This window comes from Bacillus sp. URHA0034 (genome assembly GCF_056280405.1).
In genome coordinates this window covers 1,601,938-1,619,447 of the sequence record NZ_JBWCDK010000002.1, presented here as the reverse complement: position 1 = coordinate 1,619,447, position 17,510 = coordinate 1,601,938, and the positions used below count along the sequence as shown (strand labels likewise).

General features: G+C 39.0%; 22 protein-coding genes. 13 read left to right on the top strand and 9 right to left on the bottom strand.

Going from position 1 to position 17,510, the window contains the following annotated elements; genetic code table 11:
• Positions 1-19: 19 nt before the first annotated feature.
• From ACZ9EE_RS09715 to ACZ9EE_RS09700, 4 genes are all read right to left on the bottom strand, one after another.
• The gene (locus ACZ9EE_RS09715) at positions 20-193 is read right to left on the bottom strand and encodes a hypothetical protein (RefSeq protein ID WP_476026557.1); all 174 of its coding nucleotides are present in this window, start codon (positions 191-193) and stop codon (positions 20-22) included.
• Positions 194-564: 371 nt separating this feature from the next.
• Positions 565-1,443 carry a ClpXP adapter SpxH family protein gene (locus ACZ9EE_RS09710; RefSeq protein WP_476026555.1) on the bottom strand — a complete coding sequence of 293 codons (879 nt, stop codon included), beginning with the start codon at positions 1,441-1,443 and terminating at the stop codon, positions 565-567.
• A complete protein-coding gene (locus tag ACZ9EE_RS09705; protein WP_476026553.1) occupies positions 1,427-1,837 on the bottom strand; it encodes a globin domain-containing protein in 411 nt (136 codons plus the stop codon). Before ACZ9EE_RS09705 ends, ACZ9EE_RS09710 begins: the two co-directional genes overlap by 17 nt.
• Positions 1,838-1,963: 126 nt before the next feature.
• Positions 1,964-2,554 (bottom strand): CYTH domain-containing protein, encoded by a 591-nt coding sequence (locus ACZ9EE_RS09700; RefSeq protein WP_476032914.1) that lies wholly within the window; start codon positions 2,552-2,554, stop codon positions 1,964-1,966.
• Between the two features lie 158 nt (positions 2,555-2,712).
• On the opposite strand from ACZ9EE_RS09700, the gene ACZ9EE_RS09695 reads away from it, so the two are divergent.
• The 4 genes from ACZ9EE_RS09695 (at position 2,713) to ACZ9EE_RS09680 (ending at position 5,553) form a co-directional block, all read left to right on the top strand.
• Positions 2,713-3,081 carry a UPF0738 family protein gene (locus ACZ9EE_RS09695; protein ID WP_476026551.1) on the top strand — a complete coding sequence of 123 codons (369 nt, stop codon included), beginning with the start codon at positions 2,713-2,715 and terminating at the stop codon, positions 3,079-3,081.
• Positions 3,082-3,147: 66 nt separating this feature from the next.
• Positions 3,148-3,786 carry a GTP diphosphokinase gene (gene yjbM / locus ACZ9EE_RS09690; RefSeq protein WP_235742793.1) on the top strand — a complete coding sequence of 213 codons (639 nt, stop codon included), beginning with the start codon at positions 3,148-3,150 and terminating at the stop codon, positions 3,784-3,786.
• Positions 3,787-3,835: 49 nt separating this feature from the next.
• The gene (locus ACZ9EE_RS09685; protein ID WP_476026549.1) at positions 3,836-4,630 is read left to right on the top strand and encodes an NAD kinase; all 795 of its coding nucleotides are present in this window, start codon (positions 3,836-3,838) and stop codon (positions 4,628-4,630) included.
• Between the two features lie 17 nt (positions 4,631-4,647).
• Positions 4,648-5,553 (top strand): RluA family pseudouridine synthase, encoded by a 906-nt coding sequence (locus ACZ9EE_RS09680; protein ID WP_476026547.1) that lies wholly within the window; start codon positions 4,648-4,650, stop codon positions 5,551-5,553.
• A 68-nt stretch (positions 5,554-5,621) separates the two neighbouring features.
• On the opposite strand, the gene prpE is transcribed toward ACZ9EE_RS09680, so the two are convergent.
• Complete coding sequence (prpE, locus tag ACZ9EE_RS09675) at positions 5,622-6,362, bottom strand: bis(5'-nucleosyl)-tetraphosphatase PrpE (protein WP_476026545.1); 741 nt, start codon at positions 6,360-6,362, stop codon at positions 5,622-5,624.
• 91 nt (positions 6,363-6,453) lie between these two features.
• Between prpE and ACZ9EE_RS09670 the strand changes: the two genes are divergently transcribed.
• The 9 genes from ACZ9EE_RS09670 to spoVIF all read left to right on the top strand — a co-directional run bounded on the left by ACZ9EE_RS09670 (position 6,454) and on the right by spoVIF (position 13,195).
• A complete protein-coding gene (locus tag ACZ9EE_RS09670; protein ID WP_476026543.1) occupies positions 6,454-8,313 on the top strand; it encodes a monovalent cation:proton antiporter family protein in 1,860 nt (619 codons plus the stop codon).
• A 108-nt stretch (positions 8,314-8,421) separates the two neighbouring features.
• Entirely contained in the window at positions 8,422-9,186 is a 765-nt protein-coding gene (fabI, locus tag ACZ9EE_RS09665; RefSeq protein WP_476026542.1) for an enoyl-ACP reductase FabI, read from the top strand.
• Between the two features lie 348 nt (positions 9,187-9,534).
• Positions 9,535-9,888, top strand: coding sequence for a DUF1360 domain-containing protein (locus ACZ9EE_RS09660; protein ID WP_476026540.1), 354 nt, complete (start codon positions 9,535-9,537; stop codon positions 9,886-9,888).
• A gap of 310 nt (positions 9,889-10,198) precedes the next feature.
• Entirely contained in the window at positions 10,199-10,666 is a 468-nt protein-coding gene (locus ACZ9EE_RS09655) for a sporulation protein (protein WP_476032913.1), read from the top strand.
• Positions 10,667-10,682: 16 nt separating this feature from the next.
• The gene (gene spoVAC, locus ACZ9EE_RS09650; protein WP_335498768.1) at positions 10,683-11,159 is read left to right on the top strand and encodes a stage V sporulation protein AC; all 477 of its coding nucleotides are present in this window, start codon (positions 10,683-10,685) and stop codon (positions 11,157-11,159) included.
• The gene (spoVAD, locus tag ACZ9EE_RS09645; RefSeq protein WP_476026538.1) at positions 11,160-12,185 is read left to right on the top strand and encodes a stage V sporulation protein AD; all 1,026 of its coding nucleotides are present in this window, start codon (positions 11,160-11,162) and stop codon (positions 12,183-12,185) included.
• Positions 12,186-12,189: 4 nt separating this feature from the next.
• Positions 12,190-12,546: a stage V sporulation protein AE gene (gene spoVAE, locus ACZ9EE_RS09640; RefSeq protein WP_215040265.1), complete on the top strand. Its 357-nt coding sequence runs from the start codon at positions 12,190-12,192 to the stop codon at positions 12,544-12,546.
• Between the two features lie 108 nt (positions 12,547-12,654).
• Entirely contained in the window at positions 12,655-12,771 is a 117-nt protein-coding gene (locus tag ACZ9EE_RS09635; protein ID WP_074432806.1) for a YjcZ family sporulation protein, read from the top strand.
• Between the two features lie 169 nt (positions 12,772-12,940).
• Entirely contained in the window at positions 12,941-13,195 is a 255-nt protein-coding gene (spoVIF, locus tag ACZ9EE_RS09630) for a sporulation-specific transcription regulator SpoVIF (protein ID WP_476026536.1), read from the top strand.
• 22 nt (positions 13,196-13,217) lie between these two features.
• On the opposite strand, the gene ACZ9EE_RS09625 is transcribed toward spoVIF, so the two are convergent.
• From ACZ9EE_RS09625 to ACZ9EE_RS09610, 4 genes are all read right to left on the bottom strand, one after another.
• Complete coding sequence (locus ACZ9EE_RS09625) at positions 13,218-15,518, bottom strand: UvrD-helicase domain-containing protein (RefSeq protein ID WP_476026534.1); 2,301 nt, start codon at positions 15,516-15,518, stop codon at positions 13,218-13,220.
• 109 nt (positions 15,519-15,627) lie between these two features.
• A complete protein-coding gene (locus ACZ9EE_RS09620) occupies positions 15,628-16,074 on the bottom strand; it encodes a GNAT family N-acetyltransferase (protein WP_476026533.1) in 447 nt (148 codons plus the stop codon).
• A gap of 6 nt (positions 16,075-16,080) precedes the next feature.
• Entirely contained in the window at positions 16,081-16,593 is a 513-nt protein-coding gene (locus ACZ9EE_RS09615) for a YjcG family protein (protein ID WP_476026531.1), read from the bottom strand.
• A 112-nt stretch (positions 16,594-16,705) separates the two neighbouring features.
• The gene (locus ACZ9EE_RS09610; RefSeq protein WP_476026529.1) at positions 16,706-17,428 is read right to left on the bottom strand and encodes an alpha/beta hydrolase; all 723 of its coding nucleotides are present in this window, start codon (positions 17,426-17,428) and stop codon (positions 16,706-16,708) included.
• Positions 17,429-17,510 lie beyond the last annotated feature (82 nt).

The window sequence follows — 17,510 nt, the reverse complement described above, 5'->3', positions numbered from 1 at the left end:
GCCATTTGGCTCCATCCCTTTAAAAACCTCTAAACCGTCTGCGATCATTTAAATAAACAATAAAAATAAGAATGGATATAAACATGATAGGAAAACTCAGCAGCATCGGGAAAATGTGAATCAATGCAAGGAGGTTAAGAAAAAAAGCGATAACAATAAAAAGAATCATAATGAAAAAAGGTAATTTGCTCATGTAAACTCCACCTTTTCAAATACTTATAGTAGTCTATGTCTATTAGGTGAATTTATTACTTTTTGACAATTATGTGAAACATAGCACAAACTTATTGTCACATGTTTATCTCGCATGGTATATTTTATACGTGAAGTTGATCACAACAAACATATACCCCTTTGTTTGACCGTGAAAAATTTCTCCCATCCCCTTTGTTCATATTAATAGAAAAATGCCTTGCAGTTGGAAAGCTGCAGGGCATTTTCATTTCAGTAAAAATATATTGATAATCGTAAAGTCTTTAAGAATTGTTCAGCTCCAGCACCTAATCAAGGTGTTGGAGCTTTTTCAATAAAAAAACAAATGCCAATTTCGTTTAGGACATTTGTTTATTCATCAATATATCGCCAAAATGTACCATATTTTGCGGGTATTTGCTCAACCACCTGTTTCAACAAGAGCTTCTTCATTTCCCGTTCGATTTGCGAAATTGACATATTATAAACAACAGCAATCTCCTTAGAAGCAACAAGCTTAAAAAATTTAAGAAAAGATTCTAGTGGCGGTGGTGGAGATTTTTCAGGGCGTTCTGAAAGCATCTCTTCTAGTATTTGTACATATACCTCATAGGGGTACGAACCGGTAATTTTGATCCCCTCATCCTCAATATTTTCATTAAAAAATACGAGGGTTGGAATTTCATTTACATCCATTTCAGAAGTGATTTTTAAATCACATTGAAAGGCTTTGGCCGCGCTGTCAGAATGAATATCCTTCATAAATTCCACTACATCAAGTCCGGATCTATCAGCACATTCCTTTAATACCTCAAGGTTTGATGGGTTTTGTTTTTCTAAAAACAACATTTCCTGAATACTGCGAAAGAACCGTAAACCAGCTCGTCTTCCCTGTAATTCAGCAGCCTTAATCGCAATGGAGACAATGTAAGGATTATCAATCGGATTCTCCAGCCAAAGTGTTCCATCACAAGACATTCCTGATCGGCTGGCTGTTTTTTCCCAAACTTGAGCGATATTCTCATAGTTCTTCTTTTTACTTAAATTTAAATTAGCTAATCGTCCGCTTAGTACATGTTTAATTGAAAAGTACCGGCCGTACTCAATTTTAAGTTTTTTGAGAATCGGCTCTAACGCCCAGCATTCGGGGCATAACGGATCGATAAACATATAGATTTCGATTGGTCTTTTTTCATTACCGTTAAAATGATTCTTGGAGACAGGGGATGAAGAATTATTCACGATTTTCACCCGTAATCTCGCCATCATCAGGCGTGTTAATCATATGTTGAGCCGTAAGATATAGCCGCGCGTAGAATTCTTCTCTTACCGGCCCTTCTAGTCCGATGTGATCCATTGCTTTCTTCATACAAGATAACCAAGCCGTTGCACGGGTTGGTGTCACGGGAAATGGCAAATGTCGTGCTCGCATCATCGGATGACCATGTTCTTCTGTATAGAGAGGAGGACCTCCTAAATATTGTGTTAAAAATTGCTTTTGTTTCCGGGCAATTTCTGAGAATTGATCTGGAAATATGGGCGCAAGGTCAGGATGTTGTGCAACAAGGCTATAGAAAGTGTCGACAAGACGGTGCAGTGATTCTTCACCAATTACTTCGAATGGTGTAAGCTTTTTATCAATCATGTTGACAACTCCTTTCTTCTATATTGTATTCATATTTTAACAATGCCCTATTCATATCTCAAATGAATTGCCTTGAAAAGACTGATTTTTAAGAGACATACCTTTTATATAAAGAATCGGCTGCCGCTAATTCGTTTTAGATTGTTTAATTTTTTGGTTATAGAAGCGGCGGACTTTATTTTCAGTTTGACGTTCGGGAATCTTAAATCGATTCAGAAGGGCATGAAAATTTTTTAGGCCTTCTTGATAATCTTCAACCTCATATTCCATTTCATAATCTTCCTGTTGAAGATAAATACTGTAGTCAAGTACGAGCAGTCCATTCTCATAGACAATCTCTGCCCGATTGGTGACCAGAGAACCAAAATATTTAATCTTGGCAAACGGGATGTTATTTTCTTCAACTAATTGTTTTATTTGTCCCCCTGGCAAGCTGCCATTATGAATAGCGGCAGATGCCTCCTCATTGGTTAATTTTTGATTGGTTTCAAGCAGCCCAATTTCCCTTGGCTGTTTGAGGGTCATAACATAGTCTGTGCCTTTTTTTCGAATCCTTAATGCACTTTTATTTTTTTTTAATTCAAAATCAACTGTATCGAAGTACAAGTTCTCTTGCGTAAAAATTTGATTTTCCGTGATGTTAAACGCCTTTAAAATTCTTTCATATTCTGCTTTTGTTAGCAGGTTTTTAAACTCAATTTCGATATTTTGTGACATCGGATGTCTTCCTTTCGCCATGATAGATGATTTCATCATACCGATGAACTTTGGCTGCTGTCTAGTTTCCGCTTCTTGCAGCTTTTAATAAAAAGCAATCCTTGGGAGAAATGGTCTGATTATGCTAAAATAGGAAGGTGAAAGATGGAGGTTTAGTCATGAAGAAGAAAATAATTATTCAAATTGCAATTTTAACCAATTCAAAGCTAATCTTAGAAACCGATGAATCGATTAATGGGTTAATTCCCGGGGAACAAATACTTGTTGATTCGGATAATAGTGCCTTTATTTACCTTATGGAAGATCCAGAAGACTATACATATATTGTTTTATCAGAAAATCTATGGTCATATTTAAAAACGGCAAATGAGCAAAAACTACCTGTCCTACTTAGTTCCAATAAGGAACAAATTGAACTGATAAATTTTCAAGAAGAATTAGAATATATCCTAAACAATATTAAAGGTAACAGTAACTATGGAGATGAATTGGTAACAAAGGTTGAGGGATTTTTCTTACCCGTTTAGCTTTAAAAAGGCGAAAAAGTAAAAGTTTGCGATTTTCTAACGATATTGTTTTTTCGAGGTGGAACCATGAAGCACTGGGATCAATTTTTAGCTCCATATAAACAGGCAGTATCAGAATTAAAAGTAAAATTAAAAGGGATGAGAGGGCAATACGAGTTTGATTCTTCTCACTCACCGATTGAATTTGTAACAGGCCGAGTCAAACCAATCGCAAGTATTCTCGATAAAGCGAATCAAAAAGGGATTCCGCTTGAAAGCTTAGAAGAGGAGATGCAGGATATTGCCGGCATGAGGATTATGTGTCAATTTGTCGATGATATTCATACCGTGGTTAATTTATTAAGAAACCGCAATGATCTTGAAATTGTTGAAGAAAGAGATTATATCTCTCATGAAAAAACTAGTGGATACCGCTCCTACCATGTTGTCATTCAATATCCCGTCCAAACTATTCATGGGGAAAAGAAAATCCTTGCTGAAATCCAAATACGAACGTTGGCGATGAATTTCTGGGCCACCATTGAACATTCGCTTAACTATAAATATAAAGGGGTATTTCCTTCCGATATCAAAATGAGATTACAAAGAGCAGCAGAGGCAGCATTTCGTTTAGATGAGGAAATGTCATTAATACGGGGTGAGATCCAAGAAGCACAAGCATTTTTTACTCGAAAAAAGGAATTGACACAAGAGGAAAAAAACTAACGTTAAGCCTGTTTTCCTTTTGAAAGCCCAATTTTAAGGAGAATATAAGATGAAATTTGCGATTACTTCAAAAGGAGATCAAAAGTCCAATATTTTAATGCATAAAATGAGGACCTATTTACTTGATTTTGACCTTATATACGATGAAGACCAACCTGATATTGTTGTTTCCATTGGCGGTGATGGGACACTTCTTTATGCGTTTCACCGCTATAGCAGCCGTTTAAGTAAAACAGCATTCGTCGGAATACATACTGGGCACCTTGGATTTTACGCAGATTGGATACCGGATGAAATTGAAAAGCTGGTCATCGCTATTGCGAAAACTCCTTTCCAAGTCGTAGAGTATCCGCTTCTTGAAGTCATTATCCGTTACACCCATGCCGGAAAAGAATCCCGTTACTTAGCGCTTAATGAATCAACGGTGAAAAGTGTTGAGGGTACCCTTGTCATGGATGTTGAAATTCGTGGACAACATTTTGAACGGTTTCGTGGTGATGGCCTATGTGTCTCTACTCCTTCAGGAAGTACAGCCTATAATAAAGCTCTAGGCGGGGCCATTATTCATCCATCTATTTCGGCCTTACAAGTCGCAGAAATGGCCTCCATTAATAACAAGGTGTTTCGGACCGTTGGCTCACCGCTGATTCTGCCAGCCCACCATACCTGTATGCTTAAGCCAGTTAAAAAATCTGATTTTCAGATAACCATTGATCATCTGACATTACTCCATAAGGATGTAAAATCAATTCAATATAGGGTACCCGAGGAAAAGATCCGTTTTGCCCGTTTCAGACCGTTTCCATTTTGGAAAAGGGTCCATGATTCATTTATCTCTGATTAAGCCGGAGGACCTAGTTGATGGAGACACGATTTAAATTGAACTGGATTATTGAAAAGCCCAATTCAGGGTTATCAATTAAGGAATATCTAAAAAAAGAGGAAATTTCGCGAATTGCATTGACAGATATTAAATTTAAGGGCGGCTGTATTCTTGTTAATAATGAGGAAGTAAATGTTCGATATAGGTTAATCGAGGGTGATTCTTTGACCGTGATTTTTCCTGCTGAAACTCCAAGTGAGGGAGTAAGGGGGGAGGATCTCCCGTTAACCATTTTGTATGAAGATGAGTTTATTCTTGTAGTAAATAAACCCGCGATGATGAGCACGATACCATCCCGTGAACACCCGAATGGCAGTCTTGCAAATGCACTTGTAGGATATTACCAGCGAGCAGGGATTCAGGCAACTTCTCATATCGTCACACGATTAGACCGTGATACGTCGGGGATTGTATTAATTGCTAAGCACCGCCATGTTCATCATTTATTTAGCAAAATGCAGCAAAAGGGTTTGGTGAAAAGGATATATGAAGCTTTTGCAGGTGGTATGCTTGCAGCTGACAATGGTACGATCATCCAACCAATAGGCCGCAAACAGGATAGCATTATTGAACGGGAAGTACGGGCTGATGGTCAATATGCTTGTACCCATTATCGGGTAATAAAGAGGTATTCTACATATACTCATATCGAGCTAGGACTTGAAACCGGACGGACACATCAGATAAGAGTTCATATGTCCTTCTTAGGACATCCACTGCTTGGTGATGATTTATATGGGGGAGATACTTCTTTAATCAAACGGCAAGCCCTTCACTGTAAAAAAATTCATTTCCTTCACCCTATTTTTAAAAAGGAAATATCCTTTGCGGCCTTACCGCCGGAGGATATGAATCGTATGTTAGAGGCTGATCTGCTTGAATAGCAATCAGCCTCTTAAACTGGCTTTGAGAATTGTCCTGCTCCAGCGCCGGTTCAAGGTACTGGAGCTTTCTAATCAAATTGTTTAAATTTTTCCTCAATATATGGCATAGTAGAAGGAACAGATACTATTTCCATTTCTGGATAACGTAATGCCGTTAATTTACCGCCAAACACAGCTCCTGTATCAATGTTATACGTGTTATTAATAATACGCGGCTCTTTGACCGGAGTATGACCATAAACAATACAGGCATCGCCATGATAATTTTTTGCCCAATCCAATCTAACTGGGGTTCCATCCGGATTCTTTTTACCAGTAATATCACCATAAAGGACAAATTCTTTTACTTTTCCATGTGTTTGACCGATATATTCCTTTTTAATCCCGGCATGGGCTATAACAAGTTTTCCATTGTCTAATACTAAATAAAGCGGGGCTTTTTCATACAGCTCAATAAATTTTTTTCGAATGGATTGCTGATCTTTTTTATATAATGATTCATATTCTGCCACTGTTGTTTCAAGTCCGTGCGTTACCTGTACTTTATTGCCGAGAAAATAGCGATACAGCTTATTGCAATGATTACCTGGTGTGTAATGGGCGTTTTGCTGTTTTACTACAAGCTGCCAGATGATGTCAATAACCTGAAGAGACCTTGGACCTCTGTCGGTTAAGTCGCCAACAAAGCCAAGAATCCTACCGTCGTGATGAACTGGTAAGCCTGTGTCCCAACTGTACCCGAGCTGTGAAGTTAATTCTTTAAATTCGTCAAAACAACCATGAATGTCACCGATTATATCAATTTTCATAGCATTGCCCCCTTTTAATTCGTATTTATTTTTAGTTTAATCATTTCCTTTTATTAAGAAAGAAAACTAGGTTTGAAAGGTGGTAAACATAATGGAACAACACGTTTCTGTTCTTTCCCTGCTTGTTGTGGTGACAACCGCATTTTTAACGCCGATTATCCTGCATCGATTTAAATTGAATTTTATCCCCGTAGTCGTTGCTGAAATTATTATGGGTCTCATTATTGGGAAAACCGGCTTTGATATTGTCCACCAGGATGTTTGGCTGTCCACTCTTTCGACACTTGGCTTCATTTTCCTTATGTTTTTAAGCGGACTGGAAATTGATTTTACAGCTTTCAGCGGCAGCAAAAAACGGGAAGTACTTACGAATGGAAAAAAGGAGCCCAATACCTTTGTTGCAGCAACCGCGATTTTTGCGGGAATCTTTATATTTTCCTTAATTCTGTCCTATTTATTTGTTTTAGCAGGATTTATTGATAATGCCTTTTTGATGACCTTAATTATCTCTACCATTTCTCTAGGAGTGGTAGTGCCTACCTTAAAAGAGGCTCATTTGATGAAAACGGTCATCGGGCAAATTATCTTGCTTGTTGCGGTATTAGCCGATTTAGTGACCATGATTTTATTAGCTGTTTTTGTTTCCATATATGAGGCTGGACATGGAAATACATGGCTGCTCTTGATTTTATTTGGAGCTGGTATTGTTCTATATCTTATTGGTAAGAAATTTAAAACGCGTACCTTTATTGAAACATTATCGACAGGAACTGTGCAAATTGGCACAAGGGCGGTTTTTACGCTGATTATTGTATTGGTGGGGTTATCGGAGACAGTCGGTGCGGAGAATATCCTGGGGGCCTTTTTAGCCGGTGTTTTAGTTTCATTACTATCCCCGAACCAAGAACTGGTCCATAAGCTGGATTCCTTTGGCTATGGCTTTTTAATCCCTATTTTTTTCGTTATGATCGGAGTTAATCTAGATGTTTGGTCACTTTTTAGTGAAAAGATGCTCCTGTTACTCATACCGCTTTTATTAATTGGGCTGCTGTTATCAAAGCTTGTGCCAGTTTATTTATTAAAAATTTGGTATGATACCAAAACGGTTCTATCCTCGGGCTTTTTGCTTACCTCTACCCTTTCACTCGTGATTGCTGCGGCAACCATTGGGGAAAGGATGGAAGTCATTACCCCACAAATGAGTGGTACCTTAATCTTGGTTGCTGTGATAACATCCATTTTTACACCGATTGTTTTCAAAAAACTTTTCCCTATGGAGGCGGCAGCCAGTAAAAAGGTTAGTGTGGCATTTTTAGGGGCAAACCAGGTAACGCTATCGTTATCGCAAGAATTAAAGTCAGGCCTGTATGATCCGATTCTTTATCATACGATAATGGAAAAGTCAGATAAACAAATTGCTGATTCACTCTTTGAAATAGTAGAAATCATGGATTATTCGAGCGAGTCTATTGCCAAAACAAATGTTTTTCAATCAGATATTGTGGTCGTTTCTACAGGGGATGAGAATTTAAATGCAAGTTTGTCAATTGAAGCTAAGGAAAAAGGAGTTTCCAGGGTCATAGCCCGTATTGAGAGCATAGAGCTGGAACAAACCCTTCGTGCTGAAAATATAGAAGTGTTCTCTTCGTTTATGTCGACGAAAACACTGCTCCGCGCTTTAATCGAATCTCCAACAGTTATGAAAATCTTGACGAATCAAGAGACGGGTCTATATGAAATCAGGATGTTAAACGCCCGTTTTAGTGGCATGCCTTTGCGGCAATTTCCGTTTACAGGTGATGTAATCTTTGTTCGGATTTTTAGAGGAAAGGATTCTATTGTTCCACATGGTGATACAGAATTGGAACTAGATGATCGTTTAATTGTCACTGGGTCAAAGGAGTATGTAGCTGAATTGAAACGGGAATTGCAATTTTGTGAGACATGCTAAAGAGTTTTGGAAAGAATAGTAACCGAACCTTTTCATTTATAGTGAATTAGTGTAAAATTAGTACCAAGTACTAATATCATGTAATTATAGTAGGAGGACTATTTTAATATGAATCTTTCTGGAAAAACTTTTGTTGTTATGGGTGTAGCCAATAAACGCAGTATCGCTTGGGGAATTGCCCGTTCGCTTCACAATGCCGGAGCACGATTAATATTTACATATGCCGGAGAAAGAATTGAAAGCAGTGTTCGTGATTTAGCCAACTCTCTAGAAGCAGAGGGAACTATGGTACTTCCTTGTGATGTAACTAGTGATGAAGCAATTGCTGCCTGTTTTGCTGAGATCAAAGAAGCTGCAGGTACCATTCATGGGGTTGCACACTGTATTGCATTCGCTAAAACTGAGGATTTAAAGGGTGAATTTGTACAAACATCCAGAGATGGCTTCCTGCTGGCTCAAAATATTAGTTCCTATTCGTTGACAGCTGTTGCTAAAGAAGCACGTCCACTAATGACAGAAGGGGGCAGTATCGTAACTTTAACCTACCTAGGTGGAGAGCGCGCGATTCCAAACTATAATGTTATGGGTGTTGCGAAAGCCTCCTTGGATGCTAGTGTCCGCTATCTGGCATCTGATTTAGGAAAGGACGGCATTCGTGTGAATTCTATTTCTGCTGGCCCAATCCGGACTTTATCAGCAAAGGCAATCGGAGAATTCAATTCGATTTTAAGTGAGATTGAAGCAAAAGCACCATTACGGAGAACGACTACTCCAGAAGAAGTCGGTGACACGGCAGTATTCTTATTCAGTGATTTTTCTCGCGGAATAACCGGCGAAAACATCCATGTTGACTCTGGGTACCATATTCTTTAATAAGTCAAAGAGGCTGACCCAAAAGGTTGAGATGATGAATAATTTTTGCACACTCTGTTGATTGGAGCGGAGATCAACAGACTAATTTATTGTACAAGAAGAAGGTGCCCCTAAAAGTTATACTTTTGGGACACCTTCTTTTTTTTTGAAAATTTTCCAGTTCCAGTACTCTAGCGGTGAGACGCCTTCGCGTTGGCCAGGGTACTTACGCTTTTCTTGTGAACCAAGGTAGGCATACTGCATATATATAAGTGTGGAATACGTACCAAGAACCGAGCACTTTTGGGAAGCGGTCAAGAAATTAGGCTGTTCCTTACCTATCTAACTTCAGAAAGGAAAGCTTCCTGTATGAATATAACCTTTTTAACGTTGCTTTTATTATCACTGGCAAGCTTTCGGCTGACGAGATTGCTGGTTTTCGATCGTATATTTGAGTTTATTCGCGAACCCTTTTTTGATGAAATAAGGGAGGAACATGAAGGGGAAGTAGAAATTTATTATCTTCCAAAGAAAAAAGGGGTTAAGAAGTTTATAGGTGAAATACTTAGCTGTTATTGGTGTACAGGAGTGTGGTCAGCTGCCTTTATCGTCGGTTTCCACTATCTCTGTCCAGATTTTTCTGGACCCATTATCTTGATTCTCGCAGTGGCCGGATTTGCTTCTCTGTTGGAATTATTTGTCCAATATATTATTGGAAAATAATCTTTTCGTGGAGACAAGTTTGATTACATGCACATATTCTAATTAGTAATACACCATGATAAGGAGGAATCAGGAATGGACAATAATAAGCAAAGTAAAAAAATGCAGCAATCCGATCGTAAGTCGACAACTTCTAAAAAGAATCAAGGCTGCGGATGCAGTAAAAAAACTTCAAAGTAATGGTAAACTGCTGGTAATTCTGGCAGTTTTTTTATTTATTACTATTAAGGTATTCAGTCATAATTTTACTCATTATCGAAAAAACTAAAGTAGTATTCAATGACTTAACGAGACAAGGAAAGTGAACAAAATGAAAGCTGCCTATCAAATGATTGTATCGATGAGTTTGTTATTCTTGACAGCATGTACACAAGATCGGCCGGTTAAAGAAAGCCAAATGGCGTTAATGAAAACGACAAATCCGACCCCGCTTAGTACTGAGCGGAAGAAGAATGTCGATCGGGTAGAGGATATCAAAAGAGATGTAAGTTCTTTACCGGAGCTTTATGACGTAGCGGTCGTCAAAGGTGATAAGGATACATTAGTCGTCTATAAGGTAAAGCATATGCACAGATTTAAGATGAAGACAATCGAGAAGAATCTAAATAAGACGTTAGAAAAAAAACATCCAAAGGAAAACTTTACGGTATCCAGCGATTATAAGATTTTCCTGGAATCGGTCAGACTGAATGAAAAAATGAAATCTGGAAAGTTATCTCATTCTAAGGCTGAAAAACGTTTAGAGGAAATTGTAAAGATGACGGAAGATATGAAGTAAGAAAGGATGTATCGGAATGGCCAGCAAGCAGAAAAAAATGACCCCTCAGCAGAAAAACTATCAAACACTTCAACAAAAGCATGAACTGAAGCGTCCAGTTTTAAAAAATTGTATTAAGGCATTTTTAGTTGGTGGGCTAATTTGCCTGATTGGCCAAGCTGTCAGTTATTTTTACATATATTATTTTAACTTCACCGAGCAGAACGTAGGAAATCCCACCGTTGCAACGATGGTCTTTTTCTCGATGCTGTTAACAGGCTTTGGTGTGTATGATCACATTGGTCAATTTGCCGGTGCAGGTAGTGCGGTGCCGGTAACTGGTTTCGGGAATTCTGTAATCTCAGCAGCCATTGAGCACCGGACTGAAGGGTTTGTACTAGGTGTAGGCGGGAATATGTTTAAACTTGCAGGTTCTGTTATTTTATTCGGAGTATTTTCGGCGTTTGTTGTTGCATTAATTAAGACGCTACTTGTGATGTGGGGGGTTTTGTAATTGTTAAAGGGGCAGCAGTCATGGGTTTTTGACAATCGGCCAATGATTACAGCAACAGGTGTAACAGGGGGACCGTTTGAAGCAAACGGTAACCTTTCAAGCGACTTTGACCTGCTGTATGACGATTTATGGATGGGACAAGAATCTTACGAAAAAGCTCACCGGTTATTGCTTGAAGAAGCGATTAAAGTAGCGCTGAAAAAAGGGGAAATCGAAAAAGAACAGGTTCAGTTTTTATTTGCCGGTGATTTAATTAATCAAATAACCCCGACAAGCTTCGCTGCAAGGACGATGCAGATTCCCTACTTTGGTTTGTTTGGTGCCTGCTCCACATCCATGGAGGGATTAGCACTCTCATCCTTTGTGGTTAATTACCAGGGGGCAAACTATGTTTTAACTGGGGCATCCAGCCATAATTCCGCTGTTGAAAAGCAGTTCCGTTACCCTACCGAATATGGCGGGCAGAAACCACCTACTGCACAATGGACAATAACCGGTGCAGGAGTAGCTCTAGTGGAGACGAATAAGCCAGGTCAGGATAACCCGGTAACAACATCGGCAACGATTGGAAAGGTCATTGATATGGGTTTATCTGACCCTTTTAATATGGGCGGAGCGATGGCGCCTGCAGCAGCGGATACTATTATCGCTCACTTTCGAGACCTCAAATTAGATCCATCTTATTATGATTTAATTGTGACTGGGGATCTAGGGAGAATAGGTCATAATACAACCGGTGAATTGTTGAGTAAAAGTGGATTGAATTTGAAACAAGGACAATTTCAGGATTGTGGTTTATTGATGTATAAGGAAGACCAGCCGGTAATGGCTGGGGGCAGCGGAGCCGGATGTTCGGCAACTGTATTATATGGACATTTACTAAATGAAATGAAAAAGGGGACATATAAACGAATATTAGTCGTCGCTACAGGAGCATTATTGTCCCCGCTGAGCTTTCAGCAAAAAGATTCGATTCCATGTATTGCTCATGCGGTCGCAATAGAGATGAATGGAGAAAAGGGGTGACTCAATGCTCGCAATGTTCTTTTGGGCTTTTGTAGTTGGCGGGTTAATCTGTGTGGTCGGGCAATTATTATTCGATGTAGCTAAACTCACACCGGGTCATACCATGAGCTTGCTGGTGGTAATTGGTGCGGTCTTAGATGGATTGGGGTTATATGAGCCACTGGTTGATTTTGCTGGTGCAGGAGCGACCATCCCCATTACCAGCTTTGGAAATTCCCTTGTTCATGGGGCACTTCAGGACGCTCAAGCACATGGGATTATTGGCGTATTAACAGGGATGTTCCAAGTAACAAGCTCCGGGATTTCTGCTGCCATTATTTTTGGGTTTATTGGCGCACTAATTTTTAAGCCAAAAGGGTGAAATACTCATTTTTATAGCCCATTGCCCCATTAGGAGTCATGCCTAGTACACATGATTAAGTAATTTCATATGTTATTAATGAGATTACCGAAAGTGAGGTGACAGTCTATGTGCTTCGGATATGGCGGTTACGGCTACGGCGGTGGCTACGGCGGAGGTTCCACTTTCGTGCTTATCGTAGTTTTATTCATCCTTTTAATCATTGTTGGCGCAAGCTTCTATTAATAGACAATGAGATGGAGGGGGGTGGACCCAAAAAAGGGCCAGCCCTTTCTGTTTACATAAGTTTTTCAGCTGCATGTATGGGGAACTTAGGCTTTTCACCCCAATTCATCACCTTTTTTTTCCTCCTTCATAGAATAAAGTAGTTTATGAAGGAGCGTGACATTTAATCATGGATAATGGATTCTTTAAGAACATTGAAAAGAAAACTGGCGTTAATATGAAAGATATTTTTGATTTAGCTAATTCTTTACAAAACGCAAATTTTAAAGATGAAAAAACAGTTCGAAGTGTGATCCAAAGAGTTTCTCAGATTGCAAATAAAAAGGTAAGTAAAGAGATGGAAGACCAAATTGTGAAATCTATCGTTAACGATGGAAAGCAGCTTGACTTTAATACAATCGCCCAAATGATGAATAAAAAATAAAAAGAGGAAGGACCAATTGTGTTTACAAATTGGTCTTCCTCTTTTTATTGATGGGAACCAAAAACCTAGAGCGATTTGCTTTCTTCCCTCGTCTGTTACTTGGAGTGGAAATTAACAGCTCCTCTTTTGCCCTAGTCATCGCTACATAAAATAATCTTCTTTCTTCTTCAAGCGGGGCATTATCGCCAGCACGGTAAGATTCAAGGGCAAAATCGTGCGGTAAACTGCCGTCGACAGCACTAATCAAATAAACGGTTTTATATTCCAGCCCTTTAGCCCGGTGAATCGTACTAAGCGTAATCGCATCAGTGAAATGTCTGCTCATATTCTTAATTTCCTTATTCATGGCCGACATATGCTGTGCGTGTTCTAACAAAGCATCGATCGTTGTAAAGCTTTTTGCAGCTACTTTAAGATCCTTTAAGTCATCCGAGCCTTTTTCAAGCTTGCTGGATTCATTCCCTCGTTTCTTTAGAAAATCAAGGAATCCAATTTCCTTTTCTATCTGCTCAATCGCAACAGATGGTGATAAATGTTTAAGGCCGCGGATGAGGGTAACTGCCTTTTTTAATTTTTTCTCTTGAAAGGCGTGAGCGGTTTTCAAGTGAGAAACTGCCTCAAGAAGGCTGCAATCCTTCAGAATGCTCTCAGCCTTTAAATCTTTTAGGACCGTTTGTTTTAAAAATAATAAAGGCAAAAGGTCGCTCAAGGCATTCGGGTTGTCCTCATTTAAACTGACCTTTAAAAAGGCAAGGGCACTTCTAACAATAAAACGGTCGTAAAATGCTTCTGCATCCTGATCAATTTTAAACGGCAGGTTCGAGGCGGCTAATCTTTCAAAGACCGCACGCGAGCTGACATTTGTCCGATATAGAATGGCAAAATCCCCAGGTTTCGCACCTTGTGAAATTTTCTCCTGTATATCGGTGACAATCATTGTGGCCTCTTCTTCCTCATCATATGGAAAAAACAGTTGAGGAAGAATACCAGAAGAGTATTGAGCTTCCATACGTTTTACTCTGCGTTTTTTATTTAGGGCGATCATTTGATTAGCGGCGGCTACAATTTCATGGGAAGAACGATAATTCTGCTCAAGAGTAACTAGTTTTGCATTGGGAAAGTCCTTTTCAAAATCTAAAAGATAACTTGGGTCACTGCCCCTGAATGAATAGATGGCCTGATCATCATCCCCAACCGCACAGACATTTTTATGTTTGCTGGATAACAGCTTAATCAGCTCATACTGTACTCTGTTTATATCCTGAAATTCATCAATTAGAAAGTATTGGAATCTGTCTTGATAATGCTCCAGAAGGGAAGGAGATGATCTAAACAACTGGTAACAGCCAATTAACATATCATCAAAATCGAATAATCCTTCTTTTTGTTTATATGCTTCATATCTTTGATATAAAAATACGACGTTCTCTTCCCAATCGGAAATAGGCTTTACTTCCTGAGGAAGGAGAAGAGAATTTTTCCAAAAACCAATTTGTTGCAGTGCTAAATCATAAGCAAATTCCTTTTCAGATAACTGGAGTTCCTTCCCAGCTTCTTTAAGAATTTTATCGCGCTGCCAATCCTTTTTCAGTAGTTTATTTGAAGACCAATTGGCGGCATCATGGAACATTAAAATGCGGTAGAAAATACTGTGAAAGGTACCAGTAACAAGCTGATTGATCTTTCCACGCTCCAGGTATGGATAGGAAAGGAGACGATTTTTCATTTCTGCAGCTGCTTTGGAGGTAAAGGTTACAAGCATAATCGAGCCAGGATCGGCCTGTTTCCCCTCGAGCATGTAAGCAGTCCTTGCGGTTAAAACACGTGTTTTCCCGCTCCCAGCCCCTGCTAGAACCAATAACGAACCATCCGTCGCCAAGACAGCTTCTGCTTGGCTGTTATCGAGTACTACTCCTCTGTCAGCAAGCAGTTGTAAGTAATGTGGCAGTTCCTGTTCTGTATTTTTTGTAGTTGGTGTATAAGGAACTGAGTATTCGATCGGTTTAGCAGGTTGAAATAGTTCTAGATTAGTATTTGTAGCCGTAATGGTCCGTCCTTGGGGAATTTTGAAACCATTCCGTTCGATATAATGTGGAGGTTCATCTGATTCTACAATGGGGTCAGGGTCAGGGCAATTTTTATCAGGTGAATGAACATGAAAAAAATGTGGTTCGATCTGAATGCCGAGAAACAATCTTACCTTTTCATGGCAGGCGGGGCAGTCAAGTTCACCATTTTTACCTGCTAAGTATATTTTTTGAAATTGATCTCGTTCTAATTGTGAGAGCGAAATAAGTTGCTGTTGATAGATAGCTGTTTTCATATATTTAAACCTCTATTTCACGAAAATAACACATGTACTATCTTAACAAAACCATCGGGCTTCGGGAAGTGTTTGATTATTAATCCAGCCAAAAAGAAACACCTGCCGTTTAGTCGGCAAGTGCTTCTGTAGGAATTTGTTTTACCATCGTTTTATGAGGAATACCCGCATCCAAAAATTCTTCCGACACTACATCGTAGCCAAGTCCGGCATAGAAGGGGATGGCGTGGGTTTGGGCATTTAGTTTTAATTTATGTAAGCCCTGGTCTTTGGCAAAGTTTTCGATTGCGTTCATCATTAATCTGCCTGCTCCGGTTTTACGGGCTTCTTTTAAAACACAAATCCGTTCGACTTTTCCATAACCTTCAACCACACGGAATCTCCCAGCAGCAATGGGACTTGCGCTATCACTATACATAACAAAATGAGTGGCTTCATCTTCGTATTGGTCTATTTCCTCTTCAATCGGGACATTTTGCTCCTCTACGAATACAATTTTTCTGATTGAAAAAGCATCTTCTAGTTCTTTTTGATTTTCAACAACTTTGATTTTCACGTTTTACTATTCCTTTCCAAGACGAAATGTTTCATAAACGGTCCAAGAACCATTTTCTAATTGATAAAGCAGATGGAAACGGTCAATTGTTTCTTCATGATTAATTTTTGTCATTCGAAGTGAGCCGTAAACATCAGAGTGTTCATCATTTGACAGCTTTTGTCCGATGGTTATATGTGGGACAAAGGCATAGTCTGTATTTTGAACATTTAATTCGTGATTGATTTCCGAGTGTAAGGTGGTAAGTTCAGTCGTCGGTTCCACTTTAAAATAGATTACATTATTAACTGGCTTAAATGAACTGATTTTTGCCGTTTTTAAAGAAAAAGGGCTTGTGTTTCCAGCGATTTTCCGTAGTTTATCTGCAAAATTCATGGCATCTTCTTCTGTTGCTTCAAAAGCATTTTTTAATGTCAGGTGTGGAGGAATAAGAGCATAATGCGGATCGTAACGTTTGCGATAAGAATTTACGATATCTTGAAGCTTTTTGGATGGGAAAATGACAACACCAAATTTCATGCGGTTACCTCCAATGATTGAAATTATTTTAGAAAAATATTCATCAAATCGCTTTCAATTATTATAGCAAATTTTCTAAATATATTAAACAAATTAACAACCTACAGAAAATCTAAAAAAACATTTTAAGGGCCCGCTTTAAATCAGGCTGCCAATAGGTCCATGTATGATTACCATTAAACTCTTTATAAAAGTATGTAATTCGTTTAGCTTGTATTTTTTTAGCCAATACCCTATTTGGATTTATAAAGTCTTGTATTTTCCCGTCGGTAGTTTGTACTTCCGTTTCCTGCGTTCCGATCACATGGTAAATCTCAACATGTTGACCTTCATTAAAGTCTTCTACCAGTTTGAAGATGTGCTGGTCAACCAAAGGTGACTGGAGCAATACCTTTCCGAATGTATGCGGATAGTGTAATGCCGTCATTAAAGAAACGGTGGCACCAAGGGAATCACCGATTAACGCCCTGGTGGAACCCATCTGATAGGTTGGAAATTCTTTATCAAGAAAGGGAACTAATTCATGAGCAAGAAAACGAATATACTGCTGGTTTTGATCCCCATTAGGATGATATTTTCGGCGTCGGTCGGCTACATCCTTATAGGGTATCCCAACAATGATTAAATTTTCAATTTCTTGATTAAAAAGTAACTCATCTGCTAATCGTCCGATACGGCCTAGCTGAAAATAATCTCTGCCGTCTTGAGCAATTAGCAGTGAGTATTTATAAAGTGGTGAGAAATTTGCAGGCAGGTAGATTAGAAGCTGCACTGCTTCCTGTAGCTCTGAGCTATGAAAGGTATATTCTTTGATTGTGCCTTTTGGATACTGCATGTATTGCCCCCCGTAGTTCATTTCATACAACTGCATTTTATCATAAATAGAAAGAAGATGCTTTTAGGAAAGGTAGTGGTTG

Excerpts from the sequence above, each read along its gene's own strand:
- ACZ9EE_RS09715 (WP_476026557.1), bottom strand. The coding sequence starts at position 193 with ATGAGCAAATTACCTTTTTTCATTATGATTCTTTTTATTGTTATCGCT.
- ACZ9EE_RS09705 (WP_476026553.1), bottom strand. The coding sequence starts at position 1,837 with ATGATTGATAAAAAGCTTACACCATTCGAAGTAATTGGTGAAGAATCA.
- ACZ9EE_RS09700 (WP_476032914.1), bottom strand. The coding sequence starts at position 2,554 with ATGTCACAAAATATCGAAATTGAGTTTAAAAACCTGCTAACAAAAGCA.
- ACZ9EE_RS09695 (WP_476026551.1), top strand. The coding sequence starts at position 2,713 with ATGAAGAAGAAAATAATTATTCAAATTGCAATTTTAACCAATTCAAAG.
- yjbM (WP_235742793.1), top strand. The coding sequence starts at position 3,148 with ATGAAGCACTGGGATCAATTTTTAGCTCCATATAAACAGGCAGTATCA.
- ACZ9EE_RS09685 (WP_476026549.1), top strand. The coding sequence starts at position 3,836 with ATGAAATTTGCGATTACTTCAAAAGGAGATCAAAAGTCCAATATTTTA.
- ACZ9EE_RS09680 (WP_476026547.1), top strand. The coding sequence starts at position 4,648 with ATGGAGACACGATTTAAATTGAACTGGATTATTGAAAAGCCCAATTCA.
- prpE (WP_476026545.1), bottom strand. The coding sequence starts at position 6,362 with ATGAAAATTGATATAATCGGTGACATTCATGGTTGTTTTGACGAATTT.
- ACZ9EE_RS09670 (WP_476026543.1), top strand. The coding sequence starts at position 6,454 with ATGGAACAACACGTTTCTGTTCTTTCCCTGCTTGTTGTGGTGACAACC.
- fabI (WP_476026542.1), top strand. The coding sequence starts at position 8,422 with ATGAATCTTTCTGGAAAAACTTTTGTTGTTATGGGTGTAGCCAATAAA.
- ACZ9EE_RS09660 (WP_476026540.1), top strand. The coding sequence starts at position 9,535 with ATGAATATAACCTTTTTAACGTTGCTTTTATTATCACTGGCAAGCTTT.
- ACZ9EE_RS09655 (WP_476032913.1), top strand. The coding sequence starts at position 10,199 with ATGAAAGCTGCCTATCAAATGATTGTATCGATGAGTTTGTTATTCTTG.
- spoVAC (WP_335498768.1), top strand. The coding sequence starts at position 10,683 with ATGGCCAGCAAGCAGAAAAAAATGACCCCTCAGCAGAAAAACTATCAA.
- spoVAE (WP_215040265.1), top strand. The coding sequence starts at position 12,190 with ATGCTCGCAATGTTCTTTTGGGCTTTTGTAGTTGGCGGGTTAATCTGT.
- ACZ9EE_RS09635 (WP_074432806.1), top strand. The coding sequence starts at position 12,655 with ATGTGCTTCGGATATGGCGGTTACGGCTACGGCGGTGGCTACGGCGGA.
- spoVIF (WP_476026536.1), top strand. The coding sequence starts at position 12,941 with ATGGATAATGGATTCTTTAAGAACATTGAAAAGAAAACTGGCGTTAAT.
- ACZ9EE_RS09625 (WP_476026534.1), bottom strand. The coding sequence starts at position 15,518 with ATGAAAACAGCTATCTATCAACAGCAACTTATTTCGCTCTCACAATTA.
- ACZ9EE_RS09615 (WP_476026531.1), bottom strand. The coding sequence starts at position 16,593 with ATGAAATTTGGTGTTGTCATTTTCCCATCCAAAAAGCTTCAAGATATC.
- ACZ9EE_RS09610 (WP_476026529.1), bottom strand. The coding sequence starts at position 17,428 with ATGCAGTATCCAAAAGGCACAATCAAAGAATATACCTTTCATAGCTCA.